The sequence below is a fragment of the Dyadobacter linearis genome (assembly GCF_907165045.1).
Lineage (GTDB): Bacteria > Bacteroidota > Bacteroidia > Cytophagales > Spirosomataceae > Dyadobacter > Dyadobacter linearis.
Genome location: NZ_CAJRAU010000001.1, coordinates 14,977 through 30,658 on the forward strand (window position 1 = coordinate 14,977; position 15,682 = coordinate 30,658).

13 protein-coding genes are annotated in these 15,682 nt (G+C 47.9%); 2 read left to right on the top strand and 11 right to left on the bottom strand.

What is annotated here, in order from left to right:
• Nucleotides 1-32 precede the first annotated feature (32 nt).
• Together KOD92_RS00080 and KOD92_RS00085 are read right to left on the bottom strand one after the other, a co-directional pair.
• Nucleotides 33-1,271 carry a GDSL-type esterase/lipase family protein gene (locus tag KOD92_RS00080; protein WP_215231488.1) on the bottom strand — a complete coding sequence of 413 codons (1,239 nt, stop codon included), beginning with the start codon at nucleotides 1,269-1,271 and terminating at the stop codon, nucleotides 33-35.
• A gap of 91 nt (nucleotides 1,272-1,362) precedes the next feature.
• On the bottom strand, nucleotides 1,363-2,646 hold the full coding sequence (locus KOD92_RS00085; RefSeq protein WP_215231489.1) for an MFS transporter: 1,284 nt from the start codon (nucleotides 2,644-2,646) through the stop codon (nucleotides 1,363-1,365).
• 190 nt (nucleotides 2,647-2,836) lie between these two features.
• On the opposite strand from KOD92_RS00085, the gene KOD92_RS00090 reads away from it, so the two are divergent.
• Nucleotides 2,837-6,763: a PVC-type heme-binding CxxCH protein gene (locus KOD92_RS00090; RefSeq protein WP_215231490.1), complete on the top strand. Its 3,927-nt coding sequence runs from the start codon at nucleotides 2,837-2,839 to the stop codon at nucleotides 6,761-6,763.
• A gap of 72 nt (nucleotides 6,764-6,835) precedes the next feature.
• Here the strand turns inward: KOD92_RS00090 and KOD92_RS00095 are convergent, their stop codons facing one another.
• Entirely contained in the window at nucleotides 6,836-7,315 is a 480-nt protein-coding gene (locus KOD92_RS00095) for a hypothetical protein (protein ID WP_215231491.1), read from the bottom strand.
• Between the two features lie 126 nt (nucleotides 7,316-7,441).
• Complete coding sequence (locus KOD92_RS00100) at nucleotides 7,442-8,905, bottom strand: Gfo/Idh/MocA family protein (protein WP_215231492.1); 1,464 nt, start codon at nucleotides 8,903-8,905, stop codon at nucleotides 7,442-7,444.
• A 146-nt stretch (nucleotides 8,906-9,051) separates the two neighbouring features.
• Between KOD92_RS00100 and KOD92_RS00105 the strand changes: the two genes are divergently transcribed.
• A complete protein-coding gene (locus KOD92_RS00105) occupies nucleotides 9,052-9,564 on the top strand; it encodes an O-acetyl-ADP-ribose deacetylase (RefSeq protein ID WP_215231493.1) in 513 nt (170 codons plus the stop codon).
• 530 nt (nucleotides 9,565-10,094) lie between these two features.
• Here the strand turns inward: KOD92_RS00105 and KOD92_RS00110 are convergent.
• The 7 genes from KOD92_RS00110 to KOD92_RS00140 all read right to left on the bottom strand — a co-directional run bounded on the left by KOD92_RS00110 (nucleotide 10,095) and on the right by KOD92_RS00140 (nucleotide 15,669).
• Nucleotides 10,095-10,310 (bottom strand): hypothetical protein, encoded by a 216-nt coding sequence (locus KOD92_RS00110; protein ID WP_215231494.1) that lies wholly within the window; start codon nucleotides 10,308-10,310, stop codon nucleotides 10,095-10,097.
• A gap of 652 nt (nucleotides 10,311-10,962) precedes the next feature.
• Nucleotides 10,963-11,391, bottom strand: a complete 429-nt coding sequence (locus KOD92_RS00115; RefSeq protein ID WP_215231495.1) for a WapI family immunity protein — start codon at nucleotides 11,389-11,391, stop codon at nucleotides 10,963-10,965.
• Nucleotides 11,392-11,399: 8 nt separating this feature from the next.
• Nucleotides 11,400-11,951, bottom strand: a complete 552-nt coding sequence (locus tag KOD92_RS00120; protein WP_215231496.1) for a hypothetical protein — start codon at nucleotides 11,949-11,951, stop codon at nucleotides 11,400-11,402.
• A gap of 216 nt (nucleotides 11,952-12,167) precedes the next feature.
• Nucleotides 12,168-12,467 carry a hypothetical protein gene (locus tag KOD92_RS00125; protein ID WP_215231497.1) on the bottom strand — a complete coding sequence of 100 codons (300 nt, stop codon included), beginning with the start codon at nucleotides 12,465-12,467 and terminating at the stop codon, nucleotides 12,168-12,170.
• Nucleotides 12,468-12,474: 7 nt separating this feature from the next.
• Nucleotides 12,475-14,670 carry an RHS repeat domain-containing protein gene (locus tag KOD92_RS00130; RefSeq protein WP_215231498.1) on the bottom strand — a complete coding sequence of 732 codons (2,196 nt, stop codon included), beginning with the start codon at nucleotides 14,668-14,670 and terminating at the stop codon, nucleotides 12,475-12,477.
• A gap of 23 nt (nucleotides 14,671-14,693) precedes the next feature.
• Complete coding sequence (locus tag KOD92_RS00135; RefSeq protein WP_215231499.1) at nucleotides 14,694-14,975, bottom strand: hypothetical protein; 282 nt, start codon at nucleotides 14,973-14,975, stop codon at nucleotides 14,694-14,696.
• Entirely contained in the window at nucleotides 14,923-15,669 is a 747-nt protein-coding gene (locus KOD92_RS00140) for a DUF6443 domain-containing protein (RefSeq protein ID WP_215231500.1), read from the bottom strand. The genes KOD92_RS00135 and KOD92_RS00140 overlap by 53 nt, the downstream gene beginning before the upstream one ends.
• Between the last annotated feature and the right edge of the window lie 13 nt (nucleotides 15,670-15,682).

Below are 15,682 nucleotides of genomic sequence, written 5' to 3' on the forward strand. Positions count from 1 at the left end.
CCGTTTGGGTTTAAGGATTTTGTTTTATTAGATTACATCTTGCGCAGTTCATACACTACTTCCTTCGGCTCGCTGTTCAGGATAATCTGCCCTTCCAGCCACTTGATCAGGATATTCTGTTCCTCCAAACCCTGCACGTGGCGACCTTGCTCGTACTTCCGGAATCCGATAATATAAGTCTGGTTCAAAGGGCGGTATTGGAAAAAGTGCAGTTCGTTCTTCTTCACGATCATCGTCCTGATCTCCTCAGATTTCTCAAATTGCGGCCCCTGTTTGATATCCACCCCTTTTTCCCATTCCTGCGCCGAAGCCGCAGCGACCAGGCTGTTTTCGGAGGTCAATGCGTAATAGCCCTTTTTCAAACCTGAGATCCGAACTGTTCTTGCATTGTCCGTAATGTTACTGGCTAATTTTGGCGAAGGGAGCGGCAGGTATTTACTTTCCACTGTAAATTTTGCAAGTGATTTTTCATCGTCACCAGCCAGTATCCGCGCATTCGATGCCTCTGGTTTGCCTTTTGAAATCGTAATTGCGGTAGTCGCTTTCGCTGCGTCGAGACCCAATGCTTTTTCAAGGATTACCGCCAGATGGTAGTAACCCAACTCGTTCAGGTGGACCGTATTTTCAACGATATCCTCCTTTTTGGTGATATTTAAAATAGGGTTATAAATGTCGACAAACTGCTTCCCGCGCTGTGTGGCCACTTCGGAAATGACTTTGGAATACAATTCAAGATCCGCATTCCTGCGCCCGATCTGCTGGGTTGTATCACTCGAAACCACCGGAATAGTCGACAACAGTACCGCCCGCGCCCCAAGCTGATCGATCTTGTCGAGTAACTTATTCAGTCCCTCTTTAAACTTTGCTACGCCGGCTTGTCCGTCCTGCGCTTCCACGCCTCCATAACCCAAAAACACGACAGTAGGCGCCGCTTTCGTGAGGTCGTTCATCAAATGCTCGTAAGGTGTAGGCGGGTTGGTGTAGGTACTGCGACCTTCTCCCCAGACATTATCTCCCGTCCATCCCAGGTTGCGGAAAGTAACGCCTTTGTCAGAAAAACGGGTAGTAAGTGCGAATTCCAGGTAACCGTACTGGAAATCATTTTCGAAGATTGAGCTGCCCAGAAATACGACCCGGTCGCCGTCTTTCAACTCAAATTTGGAGGCATTTGCACTTTTAGCGGCTTCCTGGGCATTGGAAGTCCCGCATAGCAAAGTAAAAAACAATAAAACCACGTGTCCGGCAAGAACCGGCACTTTCAAACTTCTCATGCATTTTGGATTTAGGTATGTAAAAATGTAAAAGAAAAGCATTGCCAGGAATTAACTATCCTGCTGTAACAAGGTCGGGCTGAAAATCGGATCAATGATCGAAAGTCCTGATCTCTGCCGGCTTCGCCAATGCACGTACCGGCCCAGGTATCACGATGATCGTGATCACAGTAGCCAGCACAAGCGCCACGGACATTAACGTGTAGGAAGCATTGAAATTCCCTGTTTCTGTATTTAAATATCCGACAAGATAAGATCCTGCAAATGAGCCCAATGCACCCAAACTGTTGATCAAACCGATCGCGCCGCCGGCTACGTTTTTAGGAAGTAATTCGGCGATAGCAGCGAAAAATGGTCCGTATGGTGTATAAAGCGCCGCTCCCGCAGCTACCAGCAATGCATAAGCAAACCAGAACTGGTCGGGCCCGAGCCACACAGCGCCGTACAAACAGATTGCAGCGATCAGCAAAAAAGGCCAGACGAATATCTTGCGGTTACCACTTTTATCCGAAAAATAAGAAGCTGAAAGCATTCCGATCACAGCAAAAAGATAGGGTACCGAGGCCAGCCAGCCCGTATTGACCATATTCATATTCGGCGCAGCCTTGATAATAGAAGGCAGCCACATCACAAAACCATACACACCGACGCTCCAAAGCAGGTATTGCAGACACAGTAAAATGACTTTTTTCGACTTGAATGCTTCTGCATAATTTTTCACCGGTTTAATGCCAGCTTGCTCGGCTTTCAGCCTTTCCTCTACCTCCATTTTTTCCTCATCGGTGAGCCAGGTAGCAGCCATCGGACGCTCGTCGATCATTCTCCACCAGATAAACGCCCAGACAATTCCCGGCGCTCCCTGCAAAATGAACATCCACCGCCAGCCCATCGAATCAATGAGATAACCCGATAAAACAGACATCCAGAGCACTGTGACCGGGTTTCCGAGGATCAGGAAAGTGTTGGCGCGCGAGCGTTCTTCTTTGGTAAACCACTGGCTTAGCAGGATCAGCATCGCTGGCATTACCGCGCTTTCCACCACACCAAGCATAAACCGGATAATGATCAGCGTCGTAGTATCGTTGACCATCCCGGTCGCTGCGGCCAATCCGCCCCAGAGTATTAATGAAATAAAAATCAGCTTCTTGGCAGTCCGGGTCGCGGCATAATGCGCGCCCGGGATCTGGAAGAAAAAGTAGCCCAGAAAGAAGAGCGAGCTGAGTAAAGTAGAAGTATTGGGGGTGATATTAAGATCGTCGGCCATGCCGCCTGCCACAGCAAATCCGAAATTAGCCCGGTCGAGGTAGGCGAGACTATAAGTAATGAAAACGACCGGTATAATACGGAACCATCTCTTTTGGGCCAGCGGCTTCATGGGTAGAATTTTGGTTTATAGAAAAGCGATATCTACCATTAAAACCTGACGCAGTGCATTTCTACCGTAATTCAGTCTATTCTCAAAAGTCAGGACAGCACAGGATAATGTTGCTAATTAGAAGTGGGATTATTGATTCGTGATAAAAATTATTGGTTTATTAATAATTTAAAACTACTCCACCATTCTCATGCTGCTTCCTAAATCCCGCCTGCTGAGTTCGCTGTTTTTATGTGTTTTTATTTTGATACAAAAAACAGTTGCACAAGCCCCCAATCCAGGTTTCAAGTTCCAAAAGGGTGATCGTATCATCCTGCTGGGCAACACATTCGCAGACCGGATGCGGCACTATGGCTACTTTGAAACGATCCTCCAAAAGAGTTTTCCGGGCCAGAACCTGACGCTGCGGAATATGGGTTGGAGTGCGGATGAAGTTGGATTGCAACCACGCCCGCTGAATTTTCCTGGTTTTGGAGAAAAAACTTCGCGGCTCACGGAAGGACAAAAGGAAGTTACTTTTAAAGGTTTTACGCACGAAGGCGAGCCCATTACAATGCCCGTCGGAATGAATTTCACCGGATTAAATCAGGATTTGTTCGATCAGAAAGCTGACGTAATTTTTCTTTGTTTCGGGATGAACGAGGCTTTTAAAGGTCCCGCTGGTATTCCGCAGTTTGAGAAAGATCTGAATGCATTTATCCAGAATTTACAGAACAATAAATACAATGGAAAAGCGGCACCGAAGCTAGTGCTCGTCTCCCCGATCGCGCACGAAAATCTAGGAACACATTTCCCCGATCCGGCCGAGCACAACAAAAATCTGCAACTGTATACCCAGTCAATGAAGAAGGCGGCAGCGGCAAAAAACCTGTCTTTCATCGACCTCTACACACCTTCACTGGCAAGAATGCAGGCAAAGAATCAGCCGAAGATTACGATTAACGGTATTCACCTGACGAATACAGGTTACCGGCTGGCTGGGGAATGGATGGCGCAGTCGCTTGGTTTTGGGAAAAGTCTTGATCTCAATTCCGAGAATAGCAAAAAGCTGGCTGCTGTGATCAAAATGAAGGACGAGCATTTCTTTTACCGCTGGCGGGCTGTAAATGGCGAGTATATCTATGGCCGGAGACGCGAACCTTTCGGTGTGATCGCATTTCCGCCGGAGCTGCGCAAGCTTAACCAAATGGCCGCGTCACTCGATTCGGTGATCTGGGAATTAGCTAAAAGTAAAGGTTCTGAATCCTACCAAAAAGCTGTGGACATTATCGACCGGCGCGGCAAACCTGTTGACCCAATTTTGCAGACGGAAATCCCGATGACCGGTCGCCAGGGAGAAGCGGCCAAGGCAGCAGCGCATGCGCATCACGAGAAAACGTGGCCGGCGACTACTGAAAAATTCAAGTTGCCCGAGGGTTATGAGATCAATCTCTTCGCTTCGGAAAAGGACTTTCCCATTGAAAAGCCGGTAGCAATGAACTTTGACGCAAAAGGCCGCCTCTGGGTCGCGACAATGCCGACTTACCCACAGTATTTTCCGGGTATTCCGGTGCATGATAAGATCGTGATCCTGGAAGATACCGACGGCGATGGAAAGGCAGACAAGCATACCGTTTTTGCTGATGATCTGTACCTGCCGCTTGGTTTTGAATTCGGCGATGGCGGTGTGTATGTTTCGCAAGAGCCTGATATTCTGTTTCTTAAAGACACAAATGGCGATGATAAAGCTGATACCAGAGAAATTGTACTGACTGGCTTCGGTTCGGAAGATAGTCACCACGCCACGCATGCATTTACGTGGGGGCAGGACGGTGCATTGTATTTTAATGAGGGTACTTTCCTGAATTCGCAGGTGGAAACTCCATATGGGCCGATCAGGTCTTATGCCGGGTCGACTTACCGGTTTGAGCCGCGGACGCACAAGTTGCAGCACTACATTTCCTATCCTTATTTTAATCCATGGGGAAGTGTATTTGATAAATGGGGCACGCATTTGATTGGCGACGCTTCCGACGGATCCAACTACTTTGCCCCGCCGATGACGGGAAAAGTGGACTACCCGGACAAGCACCCGCGCCTGAATATGTTTACAGAAACGCGCGTGCGGCCGACTGCGGGTATTGAAATCGTTTCAAGCAAAAACTTCCCGGATGAAGTGCAGGGAGACTTTTTGGTAAATAATAACATTGGATTTCAGGGTACCAAGCAGCACAAGATCGTGCACGAAGGTTCGGCGATTGTGGGAAAAGAAGCGACGGATCTGCTGCAATCTGCCGACCCCAACTACCGACCGATCGACCTGGAATTTGGTCCGGACGGTGCGTTATATATTGTCGACTGGTACAATCCGCTGATTTCTCACGGCGAAAATCCACCCCGCGACCCGGCCCGCGACAAATCGCACGGGCGAGTTTGGCGGATTAGTTACAAAGGCCGGCCGCTGTCAAAAGTGACGGATATTTCTAAACAAAATATTACTCAATTACTCGAAAACCTGAAAGCGGAGGAAGACAGGTTCCGTTACCGGACGAGGCTGGAAATCCGCGAACGGCCTGCGTCAGAGGTATTGCCGGCTCTCAAAAAGTGGCAGCAAGGTCTTGATAAAAATGATCCGAACTACGAATTGTACCTGGCGGAAGCATTGTGGCTCTACCAAGATTTTGACACAATAGAGGAAAATTTACTTAAAACGCTGCTTGCTGCCAAAGACCCGAAAGCACGCACCGCCGCAACGAAAGTGCTGCGGTTCTGGCACGAGCGGATTCCTGCTTCGCTTGAATTATTAAGGAAAAGCGCAAATGATGAATCGCCGAGAGTGCGGCTGGAAGCTACGGTTGCATTGAGCTTTTTCGAATATGAAAAAGGCGTAGAAGCCGCTATGGATGTTTTGAAATACCCAACCGATTACTACCTCGAATATGCTGTTTCGGAAACATTCAGGCACTTGAAACCGATCTGGCTGGCGGGAATGAAAGCGGGCAAAAACTATCCGGAATATGCGACACGCTACTTGCTGGGACAGGTTAGCAGTCGGGAAATGGCGGAATTGCCAAAAAGCAAACTGATACTGGAAACCGTGCTGACACGCCCGGATATAGCCGAAGGAAACAAACTTACCGCTCTAAACGAATTGGCGGCAATGCAAAAAAAGGGTAAAACCGATGTTTTACTAACTTCCCTGCGGGACCTTAGCAAAACCCAAAACGCCAATACCGCGTCGCAACTCGCACTGACCCGCTTACTACTCATTTCCGAACCTTCGGAGCTCAAAAAGCACGCGGGAGATTTAGAGCAAATGCAATCGGATCCGGATAGTGTGATCAGGTCGATCGGTTACGCAGCGGCGCTGACTTCGGGCGATATTACGCCGGAAACTGATATTGAACCTTCCAAAACATCAGACTATCTCGCGGGAATCAGTCTTGTTGCGGATAAAAACAAGCAGACCGATTTTTACCAAAAAGTAAAAACACTCGCGCCGCAGTCTCCTGAAAAAGCGTACGCGCTACTAATGGATATGACCATTTCGGATGAATCGAAAACCCAGTCGGCGAAAGCGCTGGTTGCTTCACTCGCTACGTTGCCCGAATCCGTGCGTGACTCGGAAGCATTTGGCAAAGCGGTTGTTTTGATGAAAACCAAAGTCGGAAGTCTGCCTGAGGGAAGCCGGAAAGAGGTAATGCAAAGTCTGGAAGAACTGGGAACGATCGAGATCAGCCTCACCGCGATCGAAGCAAAAATGGCTTTTGACAAACAAAAATTGACTATCCCGGCCGGCAGAAAAGTGTCACTGGTATTCAATAATCCCGATTTGATGCCGCACAATGTGGTTATCGTGAAGCCAGGGACAGACGAAAAAGTAGGTGAAGCAGCCGACGCAATGGCCGCGCTGAAAGATGGATTTGAGAAGAATTTCATTCCGGATACAAAAGATGTACTTTTCGCGACGCCGCTGGTCAACTCGGGGAAAAGCTTCCGGATGGAATTCAAAGCGCCGACCGAGCCGGGCAGCTATCCATTCATCTGCTCATTTCCGGGACATTGGCGTGTAATGCGAGGTATTCTTGAAGTTACCGGTGCGAATGCGGCTGCAAAGTCTTCACCGAAAGGAAAGTAGCATTCTATTTGACAAAAAATCCCTGCGTATAATAATGTACGCAGGGATTTTTAATAGGTAAGTTTATTTGCATTAGAAGCTTGCCAGAGAATTGACCAGTTTTTGGAATTTCGGTTTATCGCTGATTCCTCTTGCGACTACCGCAGCAGCCAGTCCGCCGATCAGGTACCACGTTACTGTGAGTATTTGGGTTTGAACCGATTTGTTGACAGGTTCGTCATTCAGGCCGAGCGGTTTTGTGAGCGTAAGTGCCCCTACACCTGCCGCGAGCCCGAAACCTGCGCCTCGCCATAAAATGTTTTCTTCTTTTCCGCTCCCTACCATGCTATAAAACGCTGCATTGCTGAGCAGGTCCGTTGCCAGTGTAATGCCGAAGAGCGTTTTACCGGTTGGCGGGTCTATATTAATACTTTTGAGTGATTTGGAAATAGCCTCTTCTCCCACTCTATCGACTCTGGGAGCTTTTGCGTAAAATTTCTTGGCTCCTTCGTGCAGGAGGTTCAGCACAATCGCACCTGCTAATCCTGCTGCCATATTTTTCGTTGCATTCATAACTTCGGAGTTTTAATGTTTTTCCAGGGTTATGGTAAATATTATGCCAAGCAGCAATTTCTACATAAAAGCAAAAGCGACAGCCAGTTGTTGAACCGGCTGCCGCTTTTTTATATTGAAATTATCTTAAACGCCCAGCGTCCAACCTTCGCGGTAGTTCCGTTTTACATACTGGTTCACCTCGTCGAAGTTGGTTACTTTCATGTTTTGAGCGTCCCAAAGCATCTTCATGTTGCTTCCAGGATAGGTAAAGCCTTTTCCATCTTCACGTGCTTTTGGCATATCAGCTCCGCGGATCGCCAGGTTAGCGCCAAGGATCGCTTCCGTCAACGGACCAGCGAGTTCGAACGGCGAGCTCAGTTCCATTTTACCGAAACCGGCAATGCAACCTTCTACCCACTGCGCATAGTGACCGTCTGCGCTTCCAGGCACACGGGCGAATTTCTGTTTCACCTTCACTTCCTCCATCCGGCTCAGCGGCAAAAGGCGCGGGTTGGCCGCATATTCGCTCGCCATCATTTTTCCTTTTGAACCGACAAACAAAATACCGCTGTTACCGTCTCCAAACAATTCGTTCGGGCCTAGTTCTTCCGGCCTTTCAGGTTTGATACCGCCGTCCATCCAGTGCATCGTAACCGGACCTTTTGTTCTCGGTGTTTTCGGGAAAGTCAAAGTTGCGTGGCTCGATGGCGGACAGCTGTCGGGGAAAATACCTCTTTTACCAAAACCGGTAAAAACACTTCCCACACTCGCCTGCATATCTGTGGCGTATTTCAATCCAAGTACCCGGAAAGGCGCTTCCATCAAATGGCAGCCGAGGTCACCCAGCGCCCCGGTACCATAATCCCACCAGCCGCGCCAGCTACCCGGGATCAGGCCTTCAACATAATCTTTTTGAGGCGCGGTACCAAGCCACAGATCCCAGTTCAGTTCTTTCGGAACAGCCGGCTTGTCGGTCGGCCAGGGAATACCTTGCGGCCAGATCGGACGATTTGTCCAGATGTAAACCTTGTCCACGTCACCGATTACACCAGCATCGTACCATTCGTGCAGTTGACGAACGCCGTCTCCCGAAGAACCTTGGTTTCCCATCTGCGTCACAACTTTGTATTTCGCAGCAGCCTCGGTCAACTTTCTTGCTTCCCAGATATCGTGCGTCATCGGTTTTTGCACATACACGTGCTTACCAAGCTGCATAGCCGCCATAGCTACCACCGCGTGCGTGTGATCTGGTGTCGAAACAGAAACCGCGTCGAAATTTTTGGCTTCTTTTTCAAACATTTCCCGCCAATCCTTGTAGTATTTCGCTTTCGGATAAGTCTTCACCGTTTCTTCTGCCCGCCGATCATCCACATCGCACAAGTACCCGATATTGGCCTTACCGCTTTTGAAAAAACTAGCAATATCAGACCTTCCTTTTCCACCCACACCTACTCCGGCCACGGTAAGCATATCACTCGGAGCACGGTAACCTTTGCCCAGTACGTGGCGCGGCACGATCATAAATCCGGCCGCAGTGGCTGCCGAAGCTTTGATAAAGTCCCTTCTGGTCGAAGCAGCCTTATCTTTTTGTGTATTCGATTGGTCCATATTTTTTAGTGACAATTTGATTCTTGTTAGTAAAAGGCGGAACTGCCTTTATTTAATGTAGTAAATGGAGTTATTCCGAAGAAAAGTCCACTTTCGGAGCTGAAAGTCCTGACAATAACAATACTGACATTCCAAAAAATGAGGCTATGATCGAATTACAACGAGGCGATATTACCAAAATGGAAGTTGACGCGATCGTCAATGCCGCCAACTCTTCCCTGCTCGGCGGCGGCGGAGTCGACGGCGCGATCCACCGGGCAGGAGGAAAAGCGATCCTCGACGAATGCATGGCGATCAGGAACCGGCAAGGCGGCTGCCCTACCGGCGAAGCGGTGATCACTACCGGTGGCAACCTGCCCGCCCGCTACGTAATCCACACAGTAGGACCAGTCTGGAACGGGGGAAACAAAAATGAAGAATCACTTTTAGCTTCCGCCTATCAAAACAGCCTGAAACTAGCTACGGCAAATCAGATCAAAACCATCGCATTCCCAAACATTAGCACCGGCATCTACCATTTTCCAAAACAAAAAGCCGCCGAAATAGCCGTCAAAACGGTCAAAGATTTTCTTGCAGCATCGGATGTGGTTGAGAAGGTAATTTTTGTTTGTTATGATGAGGAGAATTTCAAGATTTATGAACGGGTGATTGGGGGGTAGATGACGGCTAGCTATTAAAAATTCTGGCGTACTTTGATCGGCTATTTGTGTAATTAAGAATTGGATTACCGGGAAACAAATCGTGTGACCACTTTTAATCTTTCCAACAACCTTCCCCAACCAACTCGTCCTGATCAACTTCACGGCCTATCAGAGCCGTCAGATCGAATTCCAATGTATACTCTGTGATCGTCAACGCCATTTTGGCGCCAGTAATCGTATTTTTCTTTACGTCAAAAACTTGACCCGTCGCATTGTTTCTATAATAATGTGTTTCAACTTTTGCTCCATTTTTATTCTAAAATTGTTATTTCATTTAAATATAAATCGTTGCTTGATTAAGTTCTATCCTCGAAATACAGTTCTCACTACTCCTTTTGCCACATTTGTCCCAATGAATAAATACCTCCCCAAGCATCAGCGCCGCTGGCATAAATGAAGTTATTACGGACTACAATTTTAAAATACTTCAATTACCTTTCCCTCACCCAGTGGTTCTTTACTTTCATAAAATTTGAATGATAACCCCACTACGAAATCCCCCCCAAGTATTTTGTATTAAGAAAATAAATCTCTACAACTGCTTCATTTCCAGGCAATAGGAATTCTTGATCTAATAACCGGATCTGACCTGATGTCTTCATACCTTCAAGAAATTGAAATAGAGGTCTATAACCAGTAATGAATGGTGTCTTTCTTTTGTTTTTACCCTTATACAATTTTATTTTGGCTTTAATTATTTTCATGATTACCGGATTAATGGGCTATAATTTATCGGAGTTCCTTTTAGCAAATGCAATGATTTGACGGAATTGAAATGGCATTCATACCATCTGCCCCAAAGGTTATAGAATTTTTGAGTACCCTATTGGGAACCCTGGCTCTAATGATAGTATTTGGAATACCATCTAAACCAAAGTTATACTTACCAAATTGAGTGGCCTCTTGAATTGTTGGAGCAAATAGTTTACCTGATTCATACCCTCCTGCCTTCATTCTAAAACCATTCTGTACTATGTCATCTGCTTCGGCTTGCGAAACGGCCCTATAAATTGTGGCCTCCTTCGGCCCAACCCTCCCCAACCACTGCGCCCAAACCAACTCAACAAGCGGCTTAAATAACCATTCGAATGGCTTCGCAATCGGAATGATTGTGAAGTCAATCGTATGATCACTCTCAATCCCATCAACAACCGGCAGCTACTGCCGCGGCTCCCAGCCGGTCGCCTTCATTCGCGCCAGCAGGCCAGAAGGCTTGTCCGTCTCCGCACGTTTCTTCTCCCTATCCTCCTGCTCGCGCTGCTCCTGGCGGAACATTTCTTCGTCGGTCTTGCCTTCGAAGTGCCTTTGCGTCCTATGTTTATTGATTAGAAATAATCCCGTTGTCTAACAATAGTCTTAACTGATGCCACCAATGACAGGATAATTACTTAAAGTGTTCTGTATATCCTTCAATAGTTCATCAATAGAAGCATTATCAGTTAGCATAATGAAGCTCAAACTGATGCCCCCAGGTTCTGTTTTTGCAAGCACATCCCATTTGATATTACCTGTAGCTTCAAGTTGACCTTTTAAGTATAGCCCTTCCTCCATTGTTTGAAATTCAACCTCCCCTATCAAACTGGTAATCAAATTTTTTATGCCTTCGCTAAACTTGAGAAAGTCGTCAGCTCGAAGATTTGTGCTATAAAAACAGTTAAGTCCGGACGTTTTTATTGTAATTTCTGACCTAAGCCAATTACCATCCCAATAATCTAGACTATTTGGATAGCTTCTTCGAAGTATATCAACTTGCAATAATGCTTCTGCTGATTGTAATCTCATCATATATATGTTTAGTTAGGAATAACGGTAATAATATGACCAGCTTTATTCGTAATAACTTTCAAGTTGTCCTTAATAAATACAGTAGTCCCCTGAGTATTACCTGCTGAGATACTTGTTGGTTTTTTGATGACATCTAACACTGCACTTGGAGAAAGAAATCCCCTCGCTTGCATTTGATCAAGGGCATGACCGGTGAATTTCGTTCCGCTTATTGTTGTGGGTGAATTCTTGGTCAAAATTTCTAGAATATTTCCACTCCGTCCTACAGGTGTCTTGCCCAAACGGCTTGCAGCGGTATCACTTACCTTTCCAACCGCCTTCGCCAACCACTGCGCCCGAACCAATCCAACAAGCGGCTTAACAAGCCATTCTAACGGTTTGGTAATAGGTATGATAGTGAAATCAATCGTATGATCCACCTCAATACCATCCACAACCGGCAGCTGCTGCCCCGGCTCCCAGCCAGTAGCTTTCATCCGAGCCAGCAAACCAAACGGTTTGTCCTTCTCAGCCCGTTTCTTCTCGCGGTCTTCTTGCTCCCGCTGCTCCTGCCGGAACATTTCCTCGGCGGCTTTGCCTTCGAAGTGCCAGCTTCAAGCCCAATCAAAATCGCATCGAGATAAGTTGCAATTTCCACTTTGGATCACGTGCCAAAAACTGTCACATCGAAGCATTTGTTAGGCTCCCTATAATTTTGGGTGACTAATCCCATTAAAGTCAAAATTATTGTCTAAACATAAACTTGCCGTTAATATCAGCAATTGTATTAACCTCCATTATATTGGGCTTTGCTCTTTTAATTTTTCTTTTGTCTCGATTATCTTCTGCTTCAATTTATATGCATTGAAAAAACCTAGTGGAAATTTCAGATGATCATCCTCAAACTCAGAAAATCTATCAGAAACTTTACTTAACTCTGCGAATGCCTCTTTCTCGATCTCAACGAGACTTTCAATATCGACTTCTAAATCATATGAATAATAGAATTCGTCACTAAACGTTTTTGCGCTTATCTCATCATACAAATACATATCCATTAGCTGATATAGCCTTCGTTTATCACTTTTTTCGAACATATTGATATTATTTTATAGCTGGCAAAGAACCTAGCGGCTTCTGAGTGTATTTAAAATGCATTATGGTATTAGTCGCTTTATCATGTAATATTTCAACATTATAATTAGTCCCGTTCTTCCACATTTTTGAGTAATACATTAGTGCTCCTGTTCCTTGTGGATCTTTAACTACGGATATAGGAGCTTTTAAGATATCGTCCATCGTTTGTACGGGAATAGCTCTCGACCTATCAGCCATATGACTTGCAGCTTTACCTGTGAATTTAAACAACTCTTCACCCCCCTCAGCAGCCCCCTTCCCAACAACCCTCCCCAACCAACTTGCCCGGATCAATTTCGCAGCCCATTCAACTGGCTTGCCCAGTGGCATTGCAAACGACTCAATCGTATGATCACTCTCAATCCCATCCACCACCGGCAGCTGCTGCCCAAGCTCCCAGCCCGTCGCTTTCATTCGCGCCAGCAGCCCAAAAGGCTTGTCCTTCTCCGCCCGCTTCTTCTCGCGGTCCTCCTGCTCGCGCTGCTCCTGCCGGAACATTTCTTCGGCCGCCTTTCCTTCGAAATGCCAGCTTTGCATGCCGTCCGGGTCGATGAAGATAAGCGGATTATCGTTGCCGTAAGTGTATGGGCTGAAACGCCTTGCTACCTCGCTCATAGGGTCGGTGGTGCCCCAGCGGCCGACTTCCGGCATATACATTCGTGCCCCGTAGTCCAGGTACCCTGTTCCAACTTGCCGCTCTTTGCCATTGTACAGGTACCGGCTGGCCCAATCCTGCACTTTCGGCACCGCCCCGTCCCTATTAATACTCAGCCCGAAAGGATAGTAATCCGTCCGTTGCAGCGTGCTGCCCTTTTCATCAAAAACCAGCCTGGTACTGCCTAAATGGTCTTTCAATGCATAATGAAAAACGGGTTTACCTGCTACTATTGCTGCTTGCCCAGCCGCAAGCTGCACCCGGTATAAGCTGCTTACATTGCCTGCCTTCCGGTACTCGAAGATCCCGGCGTATTGCAGCGTGATCGTGTCTGCGGTGTATTGCAGCTTCCTTCCCGATGCGTCATAATCGTAACTAAATGTCTTTGCCCCGATCTTGACGGTTTTGGCAAGGTCCAGCTGGTTGTAGGTGATGACCGCGTTGCGGCGGCCGTCGGTGGTCATATTGCCGCTTGCATCGTAGGCGTAGCTGCTTAGACCGGCTTTTATTCCGGTGTTACTAGCTGAGTTGTCGGTCACCGATGTGAGCCTATTGCCTGAGTAGACATATACCAGCTGGTCCTGCGCTGAGCCGGCGCGGGTGAGCGTTTTCAGGTTGCCGTTCGGGTCGTAAGTGATCGACTGCTCGGTGTCAGTATATCCATTAACTCCAACCGATCCGGTGAGCCGGCTTGCGCCGTCGTAGGAGAAGCTTAGTCCTTTTGCGGCCTGTGCTTTGTCCTGCCAGTCCATTTGACTGATGTTGCCATTGGTATAGCTGTTCCCTTTCTGGTAAGCCAGCCCGTAGCCAAAGAATGCAAGCTCGGGGCCATCGTTTTGTTTTTTGTAGACAGTTTTTGCTGAGGTTTGCCAGTTGCGAATGTTTTGGGTATAAGTCGTTTTTCTCAGAAAGTAATTGCCGTCTTTCGAATGCAGCCACTTCGTGTACAGCTGCCCTAGCGGATTGTATCGCTGCGCGGTCGTGTAAGCTTCGTGTGAACCAGTTGGCGCGCTTACCGTTTCATGCGTGCTCAAAAGGCGGTCTGCGTGATCGTAGGTGTAGGTAGCAACGTGCGTGTTGGTATTGTTACCACCTAGAATCTGCTCGGTTTTCTGTGCTGCTACTACCGGCGCCAGATCATACAGATATTGGGTCGATACCCTCTCAATCGCAGCTGCTCCCAATCCGTAAAGCTCTCGGGCTGTCTGCAACGGCCGGTATTCTGCATCGTAGTAATTGACCGTGGTCAGCCAGGCGCCAGTGCCTCCTGCTCCGGGAAGTACCCTGGCGCGGGTGCCGGTTGGGTAGCCTTTTACATTGGCGTTATTTGCAGGGTAGTAGACTGAACTGTAAGCCAGATTGGCTGCTTTGGAAAAAGCGTAATCATCGTAAAAAGTGATATTTAGAAGATTGGCTTCTGTAGCTGTTTTCGGCGCTGTTTTGTCCAGGGTATAGCCGACTATTTGTGCATTATTGCGCTCTTCGTGGTGCACTGTATTTACATCCACCTGGGCCGACCAGTCTGCCCGGCTTAGGTTCGAGGCGATTTCGCCAGTGGCAATTGGCCGGTTTCTTCCATCATATTTGGTAAAACCCCAAACGCCGCGCGCGGCCTGGCCCGCATCACGCGAAAGTGCTGGCCGGTTAAAACGGTCGTAAACCAGCTCGGTCGTACCTGCGCCGGGGATGGATTTGGAAATGTTCCTGCCGCGATCATCGTAACCGTAGCTAAATGCCTGCCCAGAAAGCGAAGGGTTATCCTAATAGCCCGGCTGCAAAACCGCCCGCAATAGCCCCAGGTCGTCGTAAACATAGTAAGTCGAAAGAGTCTGCTGGGCTGAGGCGACGATCTGCTTGCAGACGATTTGGCCCAGCTTATCCGTAAAGGTATTGGTCACATTCCCAGCCTCGTCGGTTTCATTGATCCAGGATAAACTCCCTGCTGCGTAGTGGCCGGCCTGCGATAAAGTATTGTTACTTAGGTCAAAATCATAGCGTTTGACCTGATTGGCTGCATTGACCTTGTGTTTGGTGACCGAAGCCGCGCTTTTGTTCCCGGCAGCCTCCTGGCCGGTAACCCTGCCGAGCGGGGATTTTTCGTAGAAGGTCTGCTGGTAAGGTTTGCCCAGGTCAGCGGCATCCAGCCCAGCCGGTGCCAATTGATAAAATCCTGCCGCCGCATTCGCCGCATTTGGCTGGAAAGCGCCGCTGCCAGCTGCCGGGTAAGGCAAATGCTTTTGAGATAGCCGCCCCAAAACGTCGTAGCTGGAAGCGCCGACCAGATCTGCACCTGACGGGCTCTGGCCCACTTCCACAGTCTGAGCCGGCCTGCCCAGCCCGTCGAAGTACTGGATTTGCGTCGATACTTTGCTCACATCGCCCGCCGCCGCGCCGGTTTGCTTGTAGGTGCGCGTCTGGATGTAGTTTTGGCTGCCGGTGGGCTGGGCGTGGGTATTTTTTACAAATAAAAAGCCCAGCAATAGCAGGTATAATTTTGAATAGTTCATTTTGCGGATGGTT

What these genes read in the sequence shown, in the direction of transcription:
- KOD92_RS00105 (WP_215231493.1), top strand. Translation starts at nt 9,052, where the DNA reads ATGATCGAATTACAACGAGGCGATATTACCAAAATGGAAGTTGACGCG.
- KOD92_RS00080 (WP_215231488.1), bottom strand. Translation starts at nt 1,271, where the DNA reads ATGAGAAGTTTGAAAGTGCCGGTTCTTGCCGGACACGTGGTTTTATTG.
- KOD92_RS00135 (WP_215231499.1), bottom strand. Translation starts at nt 14,975, where the DNA reads ATGTTTACGACGACCTGGGGCTATTGCGGGCGGTTTTGCAGCCGGGCT.
- KOD92_RS00110 (WP_215231494.1), bottom strand. Translation starts at nt 10,310, where the DNA reads ATGAAAATAATTAAAGCCAAAATAAAATTGTATAAGGGTAAAAACAAA.
- KOD92_RS00120 (WP_215231496.1), bottom strand. Translation starts at nt 11,951, where the DNA reads ATGTTCCGGCAGGAGCAGCGGGAGCAAGAAGACCGCGAGAAGAAACGG.
- KOD92_RS00095 (WP_215231491.1), bottom strand. Translation starts at nt 7,315, where the DNA reads ATGAATGCAACGAAAAATATGGCAGCAGGATTAGCAGGTGCGATTGTG.
- KOD92_RS00100 (WP_215231492.1), bottom strand. Translation starts at nt 8,905, where the DNA reads ATGGACCAATCGAATACACAAAAAGATAAGGCTGCTTCGACCAGAAGG.
- KOD92_RS00090 (WP_215231490.1), top strand. Translation starts at nt 2,837, where the DNA reads ATGCTGCTTCCTAAATCCCGCCTGCTGAGTTCGCTGTTTTTATGTGTT.
- KOD92_RS00125 (WP_215231497.1), bottom strand. Translation starts at nt 12,467, where the DNA reads ATGTTCGAAAAAAGTGATAAACGAAGGCTATATCAGCTAATGGATATG.
- KOD92_RS00085 (WP_215231489.1), bottom strand. Translation starts at nt 2,646, where the DNA reads ATGAAGCCGCTGGCCCAAAAGAGATGGTTCCGTATTATACCGGTCGTT.
- KOD92_RS00140 (WP_215231500.1), bottom strand. Translation starts at nt 15,669, where the DNA reads ATGAACTATTCAAAATTATACCTGCTATTGCTGGGCTTTTTATTTGTA.
- KOD92_RS00115 (WP_215231495.1), bottom strand. Translation starts at nt 11,391, where the DNA reads ATGATGAGATTACAATCAGCAGAAGCATTATTGCAAGTTGATATACTT.